The organism is Thalassospira profundimaris (assembly GCF_003326755.1).
Classification (GTDB): Bacteria; Pseudomonadota; Alphaproteobacteria; order Rhodospirillales; family Thalassospiraceae; genus Thalassospira; species Thalassospira profundimaris_B.
The window spans coordinates 23,242-41,031 of sequence record NZ_JPWH01000003.1 but is presented as its reverse complement, the minus strand read 5'-3'; the positions used below and the strand labels follow the sequence as shown (position 1 = coordinate 41,031).

The window sequence follows — 17,790 nt, the reverse complement described above, 5'->3', positions numbered from 1 at the left end:
TGCTATCATATCGAAGCTGGAGACGGGTTTATGACTGATTCCAAAAAGATGGGAACGGCCAAAGACTGGCCGGAATGGCAACAGGAAAATCCCGGTCAGGGTTTTTCAAAATGGCTGATCGCAAGCGTTGCCGATGACTGGCACCGCGCAACCCATCATCCCTTTACCGATGCGTGGGGACAAGGTGCCGTTCCAACAGAAAATTTGCGCCGCTATCTGGTGCAGGACCATCGGTTTCTGGACCGTTTTGTCGCGCTATTGGCCGGTGCGGTCGCCCATGCGCCGACCCTGGCGGACCGTATTCCCGGTTGCCAGTTTCTGGCCCTGGTGACAGGCAAGGAAAACACCTATTTTGAACGGTGTTTCACCGCCCTTGGCGTGCGCAATAACCAGCGTTTCGGCACACCCGACTGGGATGCAACCAGAGGATTTAAAAACCTGATGAGCGAGGCGCTAACCAGCAACAGCTATGCCAATATGGTTGCGGTGCTAGCGGTGGCTGAAGGCAGTTATCTTGGCTGGGCGGACCGGGTCGCAAAAACCGTACCCGATAATCCGCCGCTTGATTTCTGGTTTTCCGAATGGATTGACCTTCATACCGGTGATTATTTTGCCAGCGTGGTGGCCTATCTGAACGCGCAGCTTGATCATATCGGCCCCACACTGGACGATACCGCACGCGCGGAATGCCAGCGCTATTTTGCCGCGGCCACACGGCTTGAGGTTGATTTTTTTGACGCCGCCCAAAATGGTGAATGATACCGAAACCGAACGATAATAATAAGGGGCGGTGCCTGCAATCGGTTTACCCTTCTGTCAGGATCCGATGTGCCGCCCCCAATACGCGGTCAATATAGACATCATTCAGGCCAAGATAATTGGCCGGGTCGCGCACCTTTCGCCAATCAACACCTGCATCGGTCAATTTCGGCAATTCATCAAACAAATGGGTGCCTTGCGCCAACGAGGTCGCAACCGCCTGTTTAACCAGCTTGTCGGCCATATCGCGGTCCATATGATCGGCCAGGGCAAATGTTGCGGCCTCCGCCAACATAGCACCGCGCGAAATGTCGATATTTTCGCGCATTTTTGCAGTATTGACCTGCAGATGCCCCAGCAATGACAGCATCAACGCCGTGGCCTTGCCACAGGCCATAACGATTTCGGGCAATGCCAGCCATTCCTGCAACCAGGCGATGCCACTGCGTTCATGTTCGTGGATTTGCGCATGATGCAAATGCGACATTTGCGTTGCGCCAAAGCGTGCCAGTGTGACCAACATTTCCGCAGCAACCGGGTTTGCCTTGTGCGGCATGGTCGATGACCCGCCGCCATTGGCCAATGTTACCTCGGCAATTTCGGACTGCGATAACAAAACCAGATCCTGGCCGATTTTGCCAAAGGCACAAGTTAACGACGTTAATTTCGAGGCCAGATCAACGACCATATCGCGCTGGCTATGCCAGGGCAGTTCGGCAATTTCCAGCCCCAATTCGTCGGCCAGGGCTTGCTCAACCTCCTGCCCCGCAGGCCCGATTGATGCCAGTGTTCCCGCCGCCCCGCCAAAGGACAGACGCAAAAATTGCCGTGCACTGACGGCCAATTGATGATCCAGACGCACCAGCGGCATGAGCCAACCGGCAACCTTAAGGCCAAAGGTTGTCGGAACCGCCTGTTGGCTGCGGGTTCGCCCCGCCATCACGGTTGCGCGGTGATCATCGGCAAGGTTCATCAATGACTTAATAATTTTGCGCATGCGATGGCGCAAGGTCGCCACCACATCGCGCATACGCAAAACCAGGGCCGTATCAACCACATCCTGGCTGGTGGCTCCAAAATGCACATAACGCGCGGCATCCCCGCCCACATGCGCCTTGATCGCCTTGACCAGGCCCGGCACCGGCACCCCCGTATTTGCAGTGGACGCTGCCAGTGATGCCGGATCCGGGGTAAAATCACGGCAGGCGGCGGTAATTTTATCTGCCGCCACCTGTGGAACAAGGCCCGCCCGTGCCTGTGCCGCCGCCAGTGCCGTTTCAAACAGCACCATTGAGGCAATCACGGCATCATCACTAAAATAGGCCGCAATTTCCGCATCGGCGAAAAGGTCGCCATACAGGGCGGAATCAAAGGGTGACAGGCTCATGCTTATCCCCATTCAGAAAAAAGGATGGCGATCCGTTATGAATCGCCACCATAACGCTTATCCCGGCTTTGCGGGCAATGATCCCGTTACACCGCTTCAAGGGCAATGGCGATGCCCTGCCCCACACCAATGCACATGGTTGCCAGGGCATATTTGCCGCCGGATCGTTTTAACTGCCGTGCGGCGGTGCCGGTAATGCGTGCGCCCGACATTCCCAAAGGATGCCCCAGGGCAATGGCCCCGCCATTGGGGTTCACACGGGCATCGTCATCGGCAATGCCAAGGTCGCGCAATGTTGCCAAGCCTTGCGATGCAAATGCCTCGTTCAGTTCAATGACATCAAACTGGTCCAGCGACAGGTCAAACCGCGCCATCAGGTTGCGCGTTGCCGGTGCCGGGCCAAAGCCCATAATACGCGGCGGCACCCCTGCCGTTGCCCCGCCAACAATGCGGGCAATCGGCGTTAGGCCATATTTTTTAACCGCCGCCGCCGATGCCACAATCAGGGCAGCCGCCCCGTCATTGACCCCCGAGGCATTACCCGCCGTAACCGTTCCACCTTCCCGAAACGGGGTTGGCAATTTGCCAAGTTTTTCCTCCGTTGTCCCGGGGCGCGGATGTTCGTCCTGCGATACGATAATATCATCGCCTTTGCGCTGGGGAATGGTCACAGGCACAATTTCCTCGGCCAAGGTGCCATTTTCCTGTGCGGCAATGGCCTTGTCCTGTGAACGCACGGCAAAGGCATCCTGGTCGGCACGGGAAATACTGAAATCCTCGGCCACGTTTTCGCCGGTTTCGGGCATTGAATCGATGCCATATTGCTTTTTCATCACCGGATTTACAAAACGCCAGCCAATGGTTGTATCGTAAATTTCGGCATTGCGCGAAAAGGCCGAGGTCGCCTTGGGCATGACAAAGGGGGCGCGCGACATGCTTTCAACACCGCCCGCGACCATTAAATCGGCCTCACCCGCCTTAATCGCACGGGCCGCCATAATAATGGCATCCATGCCCGACCCGCACAGGCGGTTCACCGTTGTACCGGTTACATTTTCGGGCAGGCCTGCCAGCAAAACTGCCATGCGGGCCACATTGCGGTTATCCTCGCCCGCCTGGTTGGCACAGCCCATGATCACGTCATTAATCGCGGCAAAATCGACATTCGGATTGCGATCAACCAGCGCACGTAACGGAATAGCGGCCAGATCATCTGCCCGGACGGAGGATAATACCCCGCCAAAACGGCCAATCGGGGTGCGGATATAATCGCAGATATAGGCGTCGGTCATTCTTTACTGGCCCTCATGTGCGGCGTTGGTGCGGGCATGCAAATCGCGCAGAACCTGCAATTCATGGGCCGACGGTACAGGCGTTTCAGCAACCTTGTCGGCAAATTCAACCTGCCAGCCGGTCGCGGCGATAATATCGTCGCGGCTGACACCGGGATGAATGGATGTCACGATGAAATGCCTGTCGGCGGGATGCGGTTCCATAATGCACAAATCGGTTATCAGGCGCGATGGCCCCTTGGTGGTGACACCATAGCTTGCCCGATCATCGCCGCCCTTGCCATAGCCAAGCGAGGTAACAAAGTCGATTTTTTCAACAAAGCCACGTTTGCTTTGCTTCATGACCAGAAAAATCTCGCCGCAACTGGTGGCAATTTCCGGTGCTCCGCCGCCACCAGGCAGGCGCACCTTGGGGTTATCGTAATCACCAATCACGGTGGTGTTGATATTACCAAATTTATCAAGCTGGGCTGCCCCCAAGAAACCCACCGATATTTTGCCCCCCTGTAGCCAATAGCGGAACATTTCCGTGACCGGCACAGTATTCATCGCCGTTTCGCATAATTCCCCATCGCCAATCGACAGGGGCAGCACATCGGGCTTGGTGCCGATGGTGCCGCTTTCGTAAATCAGGGTGATGTCTGGCGCGTGTGTCAGGCGCGCCAGGTTACACGCCGCCGATGGCATGCCGATCCCAACAAAACAGACATCATCATTTTTAAGGGCGCGTGCAGCCGTGACCGTCATCATTTCTGTCGAATTATAATCCGTCATGATCATGCCTCCGCCTTGCTGTGTTGTGCCTTCAGGGGGGCTTCAAAATCTTTGGGTCCACCGTTAAACACATGCTGATCCAGCCAGTTGTTAAAACTGTCGCGGTCTTTGGCGATATTATCCCAGGCCTTGTAAAAGGCGTTATCGCGTTTGTAATAGCCTTGGGCATAGGATGGATGCGCCCCACCTGGCACATGCACCACCGCCGTGACCGCCCAGTTGGGCAGCATCACCGCGTTAAACGGCACATCGTTAAAATCATCGACAATTTCCTCGACCGTGATGATCGATTTGCGGGCGGCCAAAACGGCTTCCTTTTGTACGCCAACAATGCCTTCAAACAGGATATCGCCCTTACGGTTGGCCTTTTGCGCATGCACCACTGCCACATCAGGGCGAATGGCGGGCACGGCAGCCAGACGTTCGCCGGTAAAGGGGCATTCGATGAATTTGATGTTGGGGTTGACGCGCGGCAGTTCGGCCCCGCGATAGCCCTTGAACACGGCACAGGGCAGGCCCGCCGCCCCGGCATCATAGGCATTTGCCATTGCCGCATGGCTGTGCTCTTCAATTTCCAGCGCGCGGGGCCAGCTATTTTCAATGGCATCACGCAAGCGATGCAGCGAGCCAACGCCCGGATTACCGCCCCATGAAAACACCAGTTTTTTGGCGCATCCGGCGCCAATCAACTGGTCGTAAATCATATCCGGCGTCATACGAATCAGCGTTAGATCGCGTTTTTTCTGGCGAATGATCTCGTGCCCGGCAGCATGGGGGATCAGATGGGTGAAACCTTCCATTGCGACCGTATCCCCATCCTGAACACAGGTCGCAATAGCGTCTTTCAAAGACATGAATTGAGCAACCACAGAAACACTCTCCCGGGTCAAAAGAAATCCTTGGGGCAGCCATCCTGAGATGCGTAACTACCCCCAACCAAAAAAGGCGTTAAACGTCGAAAAACACGGTTTCGCGGTTGCCCTGCATATGAATGTCAAAGCAATATTCCGGCCCGGTTGCCGTGTCTGCGCGTTTGGCAATCAGGGTATCGCGGCGATCCGCCGGGACGGACTGCAAAACCGGGCACCGGGCATTTGCCGCCGCTTCATCGTCGAAATACAGCCGGGTAAAGGCATGCACCAGCATCCCGCGCATAAACACCGTGACATTGATGAAAGGTGCCGTCGCGTCAACAACACATCCGGGCTTGATGGTTTCAAAAACAAAGCGATTTTGCGCATCCGTTCCGGTGCCACAACGCCCCAGCCCCCGAAAACCGGCATTTTCAATGCTGACCGGTTCGGTGCGGTAGACACCTTCATGATCCGCCTGCCAGATTTCGATCATGGCATCGGAAACCGGCATACCCTCGCCGTCCAGAACCTGGCCGATAATGCGAATATGTTCACCTTTGGCATCCGGCCCGGCCACAATGTGGTTGGCAATATCACTAAAATCATAGCCATATTGCCCCGGCGTCAGGCCATAGGCGAAATAAGGCCCAACCGTTTGCGACGGGGTTTCTCCATATGTCATGGCTTAATCCTCCATCGGGGTGGCAAGACGTCCGCGCAGGACGATGTCAAACTGATAACCAAGGGCAAAGCCTTCCTCGGTTTTGTCGATCGAGAATTTTGAAATCAGCCGGTTGCGCGCGGCTTCGTCAGGTGTGCCCAGAAATATCGGGTCGAGCGCCAGCAGCGGATCGCCGGGAAAATACATTTGTGTCACCAGGCGGGTGGCAAAACCCGGCCCGAACAGGGACAAATGGATATGGTTGGGCCGCCAGGCATTAAAATGGTTACCCCACGGATAAGCACCCGGTTTGATGGTATAGAAAACATAATTGCCGTTCTCGTCACTCATGCAGCGGCCGGAACCACGAAAATTCGGATCCAGCGGCGCATCGTGCTGGTCCACCTTATGGACATACCGCCCGGCGGCATTGGCCTGCCATACCTCGATCAGGGTATGGGGAACGGGGCGGCCATCCCCGTCCATCACCTTGCCATGCACAACAATGCGTTCGCCAATCGGTTCGCCATTCACGCGGCCATTGCGGGTTAAATCCCAGTCCAGATCACGAACGGCGGCACGGGCAAAAACCGGGCCGCTGGCTTCGGATATGCCGCCTGAAAGGGACATCAGCGGTTTGGTTGGCCCGCGCAGGATGGTGGATTTGTAATCGGGTGCGATATAAGGGGCGTGGCTGCTCCAGTCACGCGGTTTAAACCCGCTCATGATTGTGTTTCTCCCTGATCCGGCTTTTGATTATCCAACTCGGCAAAAACCTGCTTGGCAATGCGAAAGGCGGTATTTCCTGCCGGGATACCCGCATATATCGCAACGTGCATCAGGGCTTCGCGAATGTCATCCCGGCTGGCACCGGTATTGACGGTTGCCCGCAAGTGCATTGCCAGTTCTTCTTCGTGGCCCAGGGCGGCCATCAGCGCGATGGTAATGATCGAACGTTCCCGCCGTGATAAGGCCGGGTTGGTCCATAATGCGCCCCAGACATTTTCGGTGATGTATTGCTGAAAAAAATCATCAAGTTCCGTAATGTTGGCCGAGGCCCGATCCACATGGGGGTCGCCCAGCACGGACCGTCGGGTTTTCATCCCCTGTTCAAACCGGTTTTCAGCCAAGGCCGTTCTCCCTGATAAATGTATCAATGATCCCGGCCAGTTGGTCCGGGGTTTCGACCGGCGGAAGATGGCCGACATTCTCGATCACGGTGAAACCGGCATTGGGGACAAGCGCCGCCATTTTGCCAACCAGTTCGGGCGGGGTGGATAAATCAACAGACCCTGCGACACACATGACCGGCAGGTCGATTTTGGCGGTATTTTCCGTCAAATCCGCATCGCGAATGGCAGCACAGGTGCCGCCATAGCCCGCAACCGGGCAGCGCACCAGCATCGTATGATAAAGCGCCGTCATGGCCGTTTGTGTGGCGCGGTAATCATCGGTCAGCCAGCGCGCTATAACGGCATCGCCAATGGCCTCCATGCCGCCCTTTTCGATGGCATCAATGCGGCTATTCCAGGCCGCCGCGTCGCCAATTTTGGGCGCGGTATCACATAAAACCAGGCCCGATATGCGGTCCGGCGCCATCGCGGCAATGTGCTGGGCAATCATCCCGCCAACCGAAAGGCCACAAATCACGGCCCGGTCAATTTGCAAATGATCCAGCAATGCCAGCAGGTCGCGCGTATGAAGTTCAATACTGTAGGGCTGATCACCAATCCCGGACAAACCATGCCCGCGCTTGTCATAGGTGATCAGGCGATAATCGGACGACAGATGCGCAACCACGTCGTCCCATATGCGCAGGTCCGTCCCCAGCGAGTTTGAAAAAACCACAACCGGCCCGTCCTGTTTGCCATGATCGGCGTAATGCAGGTGTATTCCGTTCAGCTTGGCAACTTTTAATGTCATATGTGTCCACCCTGAAATGATAGCAGCATCATGCCCAAAGAGTTTTGGTTATGTAAAATGAGTATTTGCGCTTTTTGCATAACTATTTAATTATGTTTCGATCATCAGCAGCAAAAACGGGGCGCTTCATGCTGGATCATCGCATCAAATTCCGTCACCTGACCTGCTTTCTGGAGGTTGCGCGCCAGCGAAGTGTGGTCAAGGCCGCCGATACATTGGCCATCACCCAGCCCGCCGTTTCAAAAACCCTGCGTGAACTCGAAGAACATTTGGATGCCCGCCTGTTTGACCGTTCCAAGCGCGGTGTTGCCTTAACGGATTATGGCAAGGTTTTTTTGCGCTATGCCGGGGCCAGTGTGACGGCGTTGCGCCAGGGGGTGGACAGTATCAGCCAGGTACGCGCCCAGGGCGGATTGACCATTACAATTGGCGTGCTGCCCACCGTTGCGGCCACCATTGTGCCCGCAGCCCTGAAACGCTTCAAAACGCTCGGCAATACGACCACTATTCGCGTAATTACCGGGCTTAACACCATTTTGCTGGGGCAATTGCGGGTGGGCGAACTCGATCTGGTGATTGGACGCCTGGCAGAGCCGGATCAAATGTCGGGCCTGTCCTTTCTGCATCTTTATTCCGAACAGATTTCACTGGTTGTGCGGCCCGGGCATCCTTTGCTGCATGATAAAAGCCCCGATTTAACAAAAATTCGCGATTACACCGTGCTGGTGCCAACCCCCACAGCCATCATACGGCCTGCCGTGGACCGTTTGCTGATTGCCAATGGCATTGGGGCCCTGCCTGATCGCATTGAAACCGTCTCGACAACCTTCGGGCGGGCTTTTACCCGCGAAAGTGATGCAGTCTGGATTATTTCAAACGGGGTTATTGCGACCGATCTGGCGGAGGGTGTGCTCGTCGAACTGCCCTTTGATACCAGCGACACATTCGGTCCAGTTGGATTGACGACCCGGGTTGATGCCCCGTCCTCACCGCCGGTGGAAATGCTGATCAATGTCATCCGCGAGGAAACGACACGGTATCTCGCCACGAACACCCAATAACGCATAAACATCTGGTTATGTATAACAGCCTCAATATCATTATACATAACCGTTCCAATCAAACTACAATCCGCGAAACTGGGGATATAAAGACCGTCACTGGGCACTCACCAATAATAAATGTTCGTCATTTTTCATGAACGGACATGCACCCGGAGCCTGGCACAACAGGCCTTGTGGAGACATCAGGAGGAAACATGAATTACCTTACAAAGCTGTTTGCGGGGGCTGCCATTGCCAGCCTGGCCTCGTTCGGGGCGCAGGCACAGGAAGTCACGCTAACCATTCATCATTTTTTGGGCCCCAAGGCCCCGATCCAGAAGGATCTGCTGGAACCCTGGACGCAAAAGATCGAAAAGGAATCTGGCGGGCGGATCAAATTTGAAATTTTCCCCTCCATGTCGATGGGTGGAAACCCGCCGGAGCTTTATCGCCAGGTGCGTGATGGCCTTGCCGATATTGTATGGACGCTGCCGGGCTATACGCCAGGCGTTTTCCCGCATACCGAAGTATTCGAGCTGCCAGGCGTGCATCTGGGCGATGCAAGGACAACCAATCTTGCCATTTATGACATGATGGACGAACTGGCCCCGGACCTGAAAGACATTCATCCGCTGCTGGTGCATGTGCATACCGGCCAGGCCATTTTTACAACAAAAAAAGAAGTCCACACCGTCGCCGATGTAAAGGGCCTGAAGCTGCGCACCCCCACCCGCACCGGAAGCTGGGTGATTGAAAGCTGGGGGGCTGAACCTGTGGGTATGCCTGTCCCCGCCCTTACGCAGGCCATGTCGCTGGGTGTTGTCGATGGCGGAATGGTGCCGTTTGAAGTTGTCGGCCCCCTGAAACTCAATGAACTTGTTTCCTATGCCGTTGAAGGCGAAGGCAAAAATTCCCGTTTTGGCACCAGCGTTTTCCTGCTGGCGATGAACAGGGACCGCTATGAAAGCCTGCCCGATGATTTGAAAAAAATCCTTGATGAAAATACCGGTCGTGATTTTTACGCCCATGCCGGTGAGGTCTGGAATAAGGTGGAAGAGGCCGGAAAACAGCTTATTCGCGATGGCAAGGGCCAGATCATTGAACTGACGCCGGAACAGAAAAAGACATTTGATGACGCATCAGCCGGTGTCATTGACCGTTGGGTTCAGGAAGCCAAGGCCGAAGGCATCGACAATGCCGATACACTGGTTGAGGAAGCCAAGGCCGCGGTTCTGAAACATACTGACGAATAAGAAACAAAAGGGGCCATTCATAACAGTATCCTAAATGGTCCCGTTTTCCTTCTGCAAGGTTGCCCCTGCCGATGAAACGCCTGCTTTTTCAAGCTGCATCAATCCTGGCCGTCTTGGGCGGTATTCTGGCACTGCTGATTACCATTGTCACCATTGTCAATGTTGGTGGTTTTGCCATTGATAAAATTGCCCGTCTGTTTGGCACGAGTTTTCCGGCCATTCCGGGATACGAGGATTTTGTCAGTCTGGTTGTCAGTTCGGCGGCCTTGATGATGTTTCCCTATTGCCAGACCCGTTATGGCCATGTTGCCGTTGATGTATTCATGAAACTGTTTCCCGCCTGGTTTGGCCGGGCGGTGGATGTTGTTTCAGCCACCCTGATGGCCGCACTTGCCCTGTTTCTGGGATACATGATGATCCGAGGCTTGCTTGAGGTTTATGACGACAATGCCATGTCGGCCATTCTGGGCTGGCAGCTTTGGCCGTTTTATGTGCCGGGCATTATTGCAATGTTCCTGTGGGCGCTTGTGTGCATGACCCAGATTTTTGAAAGAAACGCCCATGTCTGAGCGCGAATTGATTGGTATTGGCGGGCTGGGTGTTTTGTTTTTCCTGCTCGCCCTGCGTATTCCGGTGGGCCTGGCGATGGTCGGCGTCGGCATTGGCGGGAATTTTGTGCTGAGCATCTTTTTCCCGTTTTTGCGTTTTGAACCCTATTTACAGCAATTCAAATCGCTGCTGTGGGGCATTGTTTCCAATTATGAATTGTCGGTGGTGCCGTTATTTGTGCTGATGGGCTACCTTGCCAGCCAGGCCAATTTGTCGCGCGATCTGTTTCAGGGAGTGAATGCCATTCTGGGCCGTTTTCGCGGGGGTGTTGCCATGGCAGCCATTGGGGCCTGCGCCGGGTTTGGGGCGGTTTGCGGCTCCTCCCTTGCCACCGCATCGACAATGGGGCGTGTTGCCCTGCCGGAATTGCGCCGCCTGAATTATGCGCCGCGCCTTGCCACTGGCACGCTGGCGGCGGGTGGTACACTTGGCATTCTGATCCCGCCATCGGTGGCCCTTGTAATTTATGCGGTCACGGTCGAAGCATCGATCATTCAGATGTTTCAGGCAGCTATTATTCCCGGCCTGATCGCAGTGGCCTTTTTCATGCTGGTGATTGCCATTCAGGTGCGCCTGAAACCCGACCTGGCCCCCCTGCCCGAACCAATGGCCCCGGCAGAGCGCAAACAGGCCCTGCTACGCCTGATTCCGGTCATGGCGATTTTCGGGGCCATTATCCTTGGTTTGGGCGCGGGCCTGTTTACGCCGACCCCGGCGGCAGGTGTGGGTGTGTTTGCCATTTTGGCCTATGGGCTGGTCATGCACTGGCGCGGGAAAGAAGGGCTTGATCTGCGCGGCATCAAACAGGCGCTTCGCGATACATCCGTAACCAGTTCGATGATATTTTTCATCCTGCTGGGCGCAGAAGTCCTGAAAGGCTTTTTCAGCCGGGCCGGGCTGCCAGCCTTTATGGCAAATGCGGCGGCCAATAGCGGCCTGGACCCCTGGCTGGTGATGGTTTTGATGTTGTTGGCCCTGGTTGTTCTGGGCTGTTTCATGGAAAGCCTTTCCATGATTGTCGTGGTGATCCCGTTTTTCTGGCCGGCCCTGGTCAATATCAATGGCGGCGATTTTGCAACTGCCGCCACCGCCGCCTATGGCATGGGGGCAGAGGATCTTAAAATCTGGTTTGGGATTTTGTCGCTGATTGTTGTGGAACTGGGTTTGATCACCCCACCTGTCGGCCTGAATGTATTTATCATCAATGCCCTTGCCGAGGGTGTGCCCATGAGCCAGACTTTCAAAGGAGTGATGCCATTTTTCACCGCCGAAATTGTGCGCATTGCCCTGATTGTCTTTATCCCGGCCCTGACATTGCTGGTCCCCACCCTTTTAGGCGGGTAAAAAACGCAAAGCAGATAAAATGATGATTGCGACGCGCGAAACAATTCCGGTTTATCGGCTGTATGGCGAAAACATCGCCATGAACGGCAATGTCGAACAGGAACCGGAATTTTTTCATCTGGAATCAATCCCGTCCCGCTCGCGCCTGCATGACATGCACATCCAGCCGCACCGTCATGCCAATCTGTTTCAGTTGCTGTTCATCACGCGCGGGCAGGCCGGGATCGAATTTGATGACCGGCAATTCACCATCGGCCCGCAAACATTGTTAACCGTGCCGCCGGGAACGGTGCATGGATTTCATTTTAGCGAGGATATTGATGGCTGGGTTATTTCCCTGACCGATGACCATGTGCGCGAGATTCTGGCAATGGTGCCACGGCTAAACAGTTGCCTTGATACACCACTTTGCTTGTTGCCCGAAAAACAGGATAATCCCCCTCCTGGGGCACCCAATGACAAAACCATGCTGATGGCCCAACACCTGACAGACCAGAGCGCAACCGATTTTCTGGTCCACCAACTGGTTCAGGAATATTATGGTCATTCCGTTGGCCGTTTATTTGCATTGCGCAATATTATTGGTTTACTGCTGCTCGAAGCCGGGCGACATGGCGAATTGCATCGCGACGGCCGCCTGTCGCGCCAGGAGCAGAAAAACGCGAAATTTCGCAAGTTTCAGAACCTGATTGAAACCCGGTACCGCCAGCATTTATCGCTGGAGCATTACGCCCGCGACATCGGTGTTACCACCACGCAGCTCAACCGGATTTGCAAGGATATTGTCGGACAAACTGCCATCGAGGTCCTGCACAATCGCCTGTTGCTGGAGGCGAAGCGCACGCTGATCTATACCGACATCAATATTCAGCAAATCGCCGATGAACTGGGTTATCAGGATGCCGGGTATTTTTCGCGCTTTTTCGCAAAAAAGGCGGGGATGTCCCCCGCCCGTTATCGTGCCTTGTACCGTTAGGCAATTTGAACTTGCTGTTTGCAAATCGCGTATAACGCCATACCGATCACAACCACCCGGCTGTTCCACTTAAATGCCGGGGCAATTCCTGAACAGGTATATTGGTCAGATCCTTGGTTATTTCACCCTCAACCGTCTCGGCCAGGGGCTTGGGCATTTTGTTGCGCATTTCACCCATGATGCGGGGTGGCGCAATCACCACCAGATTTTCAAAACGGTTATGATTGCGTTTATCTGTCAGCCAATTCACCACATCGGCCACAAATTCATCCTGGGCATGGCGGTGAGGATCGGTTGATGGCGGCATGGCGTGGCGTTGCTGATTCCCGCCAGGATTGGCAAATCCGCGCCCCGGTTTGTCACTGGCGATTTCGTGGCTGGGGCGATTATCCGCCGACATTTCATGGACAATCTCAAGATGACAGCCTTCGGCATCCTTTGTAACGGCAAGAACATTTGCCTGCCCGCCATCGGCAACAAGGATCCATTGATTATTGTGCATGATAATCTGCCTTTTTGTTATTGCTAACGGGTCGGCAACGCCCACAAAACGGGTAATGTTCCATTCTTTCCCCACAAAAAAAGGGCCGCATTTAGCCCCTTTTTTAAAACATTTTCAAACAACCCCGCGATTACCGCCAGGATAGCAACCATTTGTCCAACCGCCCCAAAAGCCACGAAACCGACAGCCCCAAAAGCGAAAGAACAACCACCCCGGCAATAAGCTGATCGGTTTGATACAGGTTGCCTGCCGACAGAATCAAAGCGCCGATGCCGTATTGCGCGCCGATCATTTCAGCCGCGACCAGCAAAATAATGGCGATAGAGGATGAAATACGAAAACCCGACAGGATGGTGGGCAAGGCACCAGGCAAGATGATTTTGCGCACAATCGACCAGGTGGACAGATCAAAACTTTGCCCCATCCGGATCAAATTGCGCGCCACATTGTCCACACCGCTAAAGGTATTGATCACCGTGGGGAAAAACACACCAAAGCCAATGGTGGCAAATTTTGACGGCTCGCCAATGCCAAACCAGATGATGAAAAGCGGCAAAAGCGCGATTTTGGGAATGGGAAAAAGGGCCGAAACCAGTGCCACGCCGGGCGACCGCGCCCAGGAAAACATGCCAATTAAAAACCCGACTGTCAGGCCCGCCACTGTCCCCAACACCCAGCCAACCGCCAAACGCTGTGCCGATGCCGCCAGATGCACCCACAATTCGCCCGAAACGATCAATTGCCAAAGGGCCTTGCCCACCGCAACAGGGCTTGGCATGGCAAGCTCGCTGATAAACCCGGTTGAGGAGCCGATTTGCCAAAGAATGACCAATACAATAAAACTGCCCCAGGCAGCATACGGGTTGGCACGCGGGTTAAACCCAATCGCTCGCAACCGAACAGGATTTTTTACAGCTGTGCGATCATCCGACATGTTCAAGCTCCTTGTCTGCGGCAATGGCTTCATCGCGAATGAGTTCCCACAACGCGGCCTCGTGCGCGGCAATCTGCGGATCACCTTCATGGCGCTGGTCAATCGGCACATCAATGGTGTGAATTTCCTTGATCGTGCCGGGGCGGCGGCGCAGTGCCACCACCCGGTGCGCCAGACGAACGGCCTCGTTTAAATTATGCGTCACATACACCGCCGTCATGCCGGTGCGAGCAAACAGGGCCGAAAACTCATCCAGCAGCAAAATACGGGTTTGCGCATCCAGGGCGGACAATGGTTCGTCCATCAGCAAAACAGCCGGGCGCACCGCAAGCGCACGGGCAATGCCAACACGCTGTTTCATGCCGCCCGAAAGCTGCTTGGGATAGGCATTGCGAAAATCCGACAGGCCGGTTTGCGCCAGGACTTCGTCAATACGTGCCGCCCGTTCTACCTTGCTTAATTTATGATCTTCCAAAACCAGGCTGATATTGCCTGCAACCGTGCGCCAGGGCAGCAGCGCGAAATCCTGAAACACATATGTTAACGGGTTCAGGCATCCTTCGGGAACGGCACCACTGGCACTTACCTGCCCTTCGCTAGGCTGTAACATGCCGCCTATAATGCTAAGCAGGGTTGATTTACCACAGCCCGATGGCCCGATCAGGGCGACAATCTCGCCCGGTTCGATGGTCAGATCAATATCGCGCAGGGCCTCCATCTGATCATAACGATGGCTGACCCCGGAAATTTCCAGCCGCATAACCGGCCCTCTTGTCAATGAAATGAATATGGAAAAACAAATGAACCGGCCCGCAAACACAGGCCGGTTCCAAACAAAGATCGGCAGCACTTATTTTGCATCAAGCGGCGGGATAAAGCTGGTATCAATGAAGGTATCGGGGTCGGCATCTTTGGAGACATAGCCGTGATCCTGATACCATTTGACCTGCTTTTTCACATCGGCCACATCAAGGCGGGCATCCTTGGTAATAAACATCGCGCCATTGCGAATTTTGGGAAATGCCTTTTCTTCCGGGTCGTCGGCATAAACATATTTATGCACGATTTTCAGGATCTCGTCGGTGCTATCAGACTTGACCAGTTTGCCATTTTCATCGGTCGCCAGCAGGGCCGCGCGATAATCGGCAACACCTTTTTGATAGGCCTTGACGAAATGTTCGACCACATCGCGGCGTTGTTCAACATTGCGGGTGGAGGTAAACAGCCCGCCCACCTGATAGGGCACATAATCCTTGACCCAGCCAATGATATGGGCGGCCCCTGCATTGGCCAGCGGCTTGGCAATGTGGGGCACAATGATCATGCTGTCCACCTGCCCGGTTTTAAGCGCGCCAATCATGTTGGGCACCGCCTGCAGTGGTTTTAAATCCATGCTGGCAAGATCAAAGCCTGCCTTTTCGGCGACATTGCCAATCATGTAATGAAAGCTTGAACCCACCTGGCTTAGGGCAAAACTGTGCCCGCCCAATTGTTCGACCTTGGTTAAACCGGCATCATAGGCCTTGTTTGACACCAGAATGGCCGACCCGTCATATCCCGGTTCTTCATGCAGTTGCGCGCCAATGACCTTAAGCGCACCTTTGGCTGCCAGGTTAAAAAAGCCACCGGTAAAGGCCGTCACCCCAAAATCGGCATCGCCCGATGCAATGGCAACCGATACCGGCTGTGCCGCGCGGAAAAAGGTCAGTTCCGCATCCAGCCCTTCATCGGCGAAATAGCCCTTTTCCTTGGCAATAAACAGCGGCGCGCTTGACACAAAGGCCAGGGTTGCAATGTTGATTTTTTCAGCAGCACTGGCAACACCCGCCACCGCCGTTGACAGGGTGGCAACCGCCGCAATCGCCATTGCCCCACGGGCAACACGCCGGATCTGCGATGAGAACATCTTTTTCCTCCACATAACGTCTTTTGATTTATGGGCCTGCATAACCGTCAATCCCCGCCGGAAGCGGCCCGGGCCGAATATCGCCCCAATTCGATTTGCCCAAGGGCACTGGAATTTTGTTATACGACTTGGCACAAAATTGCCAATGTTTGGCACGATTCCGCAAGAATTTAACGCATTCCACCCACCTTGACGCGATCACCCGGCAGCCATTTCCCGTCATGATGCGGGTAACGTCATTGCATTGGATTGCCAAAATGGGGCGAAACAGTCATAACCGGTGCTCTTTAAGGCAAGCTCCTCCCTGCTCACTGATAAAGGCCATCTTTATGCCCCGTCCCCTCGCCTCCGGTAACGCCCATACACCGGATACACCGGCCCAAAGTGCCATGATTATTGGTGCAGGCCCCGCCGGGCTGATGGCGGCCGAAAGGCTGGCCGGGGCCGGATATGACGTGACAATTTACGAGGCCATGCCCAGTGCGGGGCGCAAATTTCTGATGGCGGGGAAATCCGGGCTGAATATTACCCATAACGAGGATCTGGAAACGTTCCTGTCACGCTATGGTGCTTCACGCGCAAGGCTGGAACCACATCTGCGTGCTTTCGGACCCAACGAAATTCGCCAATGGTGCGCCAAATTGGGAGTGGAAACCTTTATCGGCTCGTCGGGCCGGGTTTTCCCGACGGTAATGAAGGCCAGCCCGCTTTTGCGTGCCTGGCTCAGGCGGCTTGATGATTTGGGATGTCAAATCCATTACCGACATTATTGGACCGGGTGGGATGAGGCAGGAAATGCCCTGTTCACCACCCCCAACGGCACCCTACAGGCCAAAGCTGACATCACCATTCTGGCCCTTGGCGGGGGAAGCTGGAAGCGCCTGGGGTCGGATGGCAAATGGATGCAAATCCTTCAGGCGGCGGGTATTAAATGCAACCCGTTCAAACCGGCCAATTGCGGCTTTGTTGTAAACTGGACCCAGCATTTGATTGATAAATGCGCGGGCCAGCCGGTTAAGGCGGTGACACTTTCGGCAGGCGATCAAACCATTCGCGGCGAGTTTGTTATTTCAAAAATCGGGATCGAAGGCAGTGCCGTTTACGCCATTTCTGCCACCCTGCGCGATCAATGGCAACAAACCGGCAGCGCGACACTCATGCTGGATTTGACGCCGGACCGCGACTTGGGCGACGTCACCACCCGTCTTGCCAAACCGCGCGGTAAAAATTCGCTGGGTAATCATTTGCGTAAAACACTGGGCCTGGATGCCACCAAAACGGCATTGATATTTGAAGTCACCCCGCGCGAGGTCCTGAATGACCCGGCCAAACTAGCGCAAAGCATCAAGGCCCTGCCCCTTCCCATTACCCGCCCCCGCCCACTCGATGAAGCCATTAGCACCGCTGGCGGTGTGGCGTGGGACGAGCTTGATGAAAATTTCCAGCTTCTCAAACGCCCCGACACCTATTGCCTTGGTGAAATGGTGGATTGGGAAGCCCCCACCGGGGGATATTTGTTAAGCGCGTGTCTGGCCTCGGGCTTTTCAACTTCGACATAAATCGGGTTGCCAAC

The 17,790-nt window shown here is 54.9% G+C and carries 18 protein-coding genes and 1 pseudogene; 7 read left to right on the top strand and 12 right to left on the bottom strand.

Going from position 1 to position 17,790, the window contains the following annotated elements; genetic code table 11:
• The first annotated feature begins 30 nt into the window (after positions 1-30).
• Positions 31-759 carry a TenA family protein gene (locus tag TH25_RS04765; protein ID WP_114087297.1) on the top strand — a complete coding sequence of 243 codons (729 nt, stop codon included), beginning with the start codon at positions 31-33 and terminating at the stop codon, positions 757-759.
• Between the two features lie 46 nt (positions 760-805).
• Here TH25_RS04765 and TH25_RS04760 read toward each other — a convergent pair whose 3' ends face one another.
• The 8 genes from TH25_RS04760 to pcaD all read right to left on the bottom strand — a co-directional run bounded on the left by TH25_RS04760 (position 806) and on the right by pcaD (position 7,650).
• A complete protein-coding gene (locus TH25_RS04760; RefSeq protein ID WP_114087296.1) occupies positions 806-2,146 on the bottom strand; it encodes a 3-carboxy-cis,cis-muconate cycloisomerase in 1,341 nt (446 codons plus the stop codon).
• Between the two features lie 86 nt (positions 2,147-2,232).
• A complete protein-coding gene (pcaF, locus tag TH25_RS04755) occupies positions 2,233-3,438 on the bottom strand; it encodes a 3-oxoadipyl-CoA thiolase (protein WP_114087295.1) in 1,206 nt (401 codons plus the stop codon).
• A 3-nt stretch (positions 3,439-3,441) separates the two neighbouring features.
• Positions 3,442-4,212 carry a CoA-transferase subunit beta gene (locus TH25_RS04750; protein WP_114087523.1) on the bottom strand — a complete coding sequence of 257 codons (771 nt, stop codon included), beginning with the start codon at positions 4,210-4,212 and terminating at the stop codon, positions 3,442-3,444.
• 2 nt (positions 4,213-4,214) lie between these two features.
• Positions 4,215-5,066, bottom strand: coding sequence for a CoA transferase subunit A (locus TH25_RS04745; protein WP_181847416.1), 852 nt, complete (start codon positions 5,064-5,066; stop codon positions 4,215-4,217).
• 94 nt (positions 5,067-5,160) lie between these two features.
• Positions 5,161-5,748 carry a protocatechuate 3,4-dioxygenase subunit alpha gene (gene pcaG, locus TH25_RS04740; RefSeq protein ID WP_114087293.1) on the bottom strand — a complete coding sequence of 196 codons (588 nt, stop codon included), beginning with the start codon at positions 5,746-5,748 and terminating at the stop codon, positions 5,161-5,163.
• 3 nt (positions 5,749-5,751) lie between these two features.
• Positions 5,752-6,453, bottom strand: a complete 702-nt coding sequence (gene pcaH / locus TH25_RS04735; protein WP_114087292.1) for a protocatechuate 3,4-dioxygenase subunit beta — start codon at positions 6,451-6,453, stop codon at positions 5,752-5,754.
• On the bottom strand, positions 6,450-6,857 hold the full coding sequence (gene pcaC, locus TH25_RS04730; RefSeq protein ID WP_220151343.1) for a 4-carboxymuconolactone decarboxylase: 408 nt from the start codon (positions 6,855-6,857) through the stop codon (positions 6,450-6,452). The genes pcaH and pcaC overlap by 4 nt, the downstream gene beginning before the upstream one ends.
• Positions 6,850-7,650 carry a 3-oxoadipate enol-lactonase gene (gene pcaD, locus TH25_RS04725; protein ID WP_114087290.1) on the bottom strand — a complete coding sequence of 267 codons (801 nt, stop codon included), beginning with the start codon at positions 7,648-7,650 and terminating at the stop codon, positions 6,850-6,852. Before pcaD ends, pcaC begins: the two co-directional genes overlap by 8 nt.
• A gap of 128 nt (positions 7,651-7,778) precedes the next feature.
• Between pcaD and pcaQ the strand changes: the two genes are divergently transcribed.
• The 5 genes from pcaQ to TH25_RS04700 all read left to right on the top strand — a co-directional run bounded on the left by pcaQ (position 7,779) and on the right by TH25_RS04700 (position 12,875).
• Positions 7,779-8,711 carry a pca operon transcription factor PcaQ gene (gene pcaQ / locus TH25_RS04720; protein WP_114087289.1) on the top strand — a complete coding sequence of 311 codons (933 nt, stop codon included), beginning with the start codon at positions 7,779-7,781 and terminating at the stop codon, positions 8,709-8,711.
• A gap of 197 nt (positions 8,712-8,908) precedes the next feature.
• A complete protein-coding gene (locus TH25_RS04715; RefSeq protein ID WP_114087288.1) occupies positions 8,909-9,946 on the top strand; it encodes a TRAP transporter substrate-binding protein in 1,038 nt (345 codons plus the stop codon).
• 71 nt (positions 9,947-10,017) lie between these two features.
• Entirely contained in the window at positions 10,018-10,515 is a 498-nt protein-coding gene (locus TH25_RS04710) for a TRAP transporter small permease (protein WP_114087287.1), read from the top strand.
• Complete coding sequence (locus TH25_RS04705; protein ID WP_114087286.1) at positions 10,508-11,899, top strand: TRAP transporter large permease; 1,392 nt, start codon at positions 10,508-10,510, stop codon at positions 11,897-11,899. The genes TH25_RS04710 and TH25_RS04705 overlap by 8 nt, the downstream gene beginning before the upstream one ends.
• A 19-nt stretch (positions 11,900-11,918) precedes the next feature.
• Complete coding sequence (locus TH25_RS04700) at positions 11,919-12,875, top strand: helix-turn-helix domain-containing protein (RefSeq protein WP_114087285.1); 957 nt, start codon at positions 11,919-11,921, stop codon at positions 12,873-12,875.
• Between the two features lie 46 nt (positions 12,876-12,921).
• Here TH25_RS04700 and TH25_RS04695 read toward each other — a convergent pair whose 3' ends face one another.
• The 4 genes and pseudogenes from TH25_RS04695 to TH25_RS04680 form a co-directional block, all read right to left on the bottom strand.
• The gene (locus TH25_RS04695; protein ID WP_114087284.1) at positions 12,922-13,377 is read right to left on the bottom strand and encodes a host attachment protein; all 456 of its coding nucleotides are present in this window, start codon (positions 13,375-13,377) and stop codon (positions 12,922-12,924) included.
• Between the two features lie 130 nt (positions 13,378-13,507).
• The gene (locus tag TH25_RS04690; RefSeq protein ID WP_114087283.1) at positions 13,508-14,311 is read right to left on the bottom strand and encodes an ABC transporter permease; all 804 of its coding nucleotides are present in this window, start codon (positions 14,309-14,311) and stop codon (positions 13,508-13,510) included.
• A gap of 349 nt (positions 14,312-14,660) precedes the next feature.
• A pseudogene (locus TH25_RS25675) lies at positions 14,661-15,029 on the bottom strand (ABC transporter ATP-binding protein); the annotation flags it as partial.
• 132 nt (positions 15,030-15,161) lie between these two features.
• Positions 15,162-16,217 (bottom strand): ABC transporter substrate-binding protein, encoded by a 1,056-nt coding sequence (locus TH25_RS04680; RefSeq protein WP_220151342.1) that lies wholly within the window; start codon positions 16,215-16,217, stop codon positions 15,162-15,164.
• 329 nt (positions 16,218-16,546) lie between these two features.
• Here TH25_RS04680 and TH25_RS04675 point away from each other — a divergent pair, with 329 nt between their 5' ends.
• Positions 16,547-17,776: a TIGR03862 family flavoprotein gene (locus tag TH25_RS04675; protein WP_114087281.1), complete on the top strand. Its 1,230-nt coding sequence runs from the start codon at positions 16,547-16,549 to the stop codon at positions 17,774-17,776.
• Positions 17,777-17,790 lie beyond the last annotated feature (14 nt).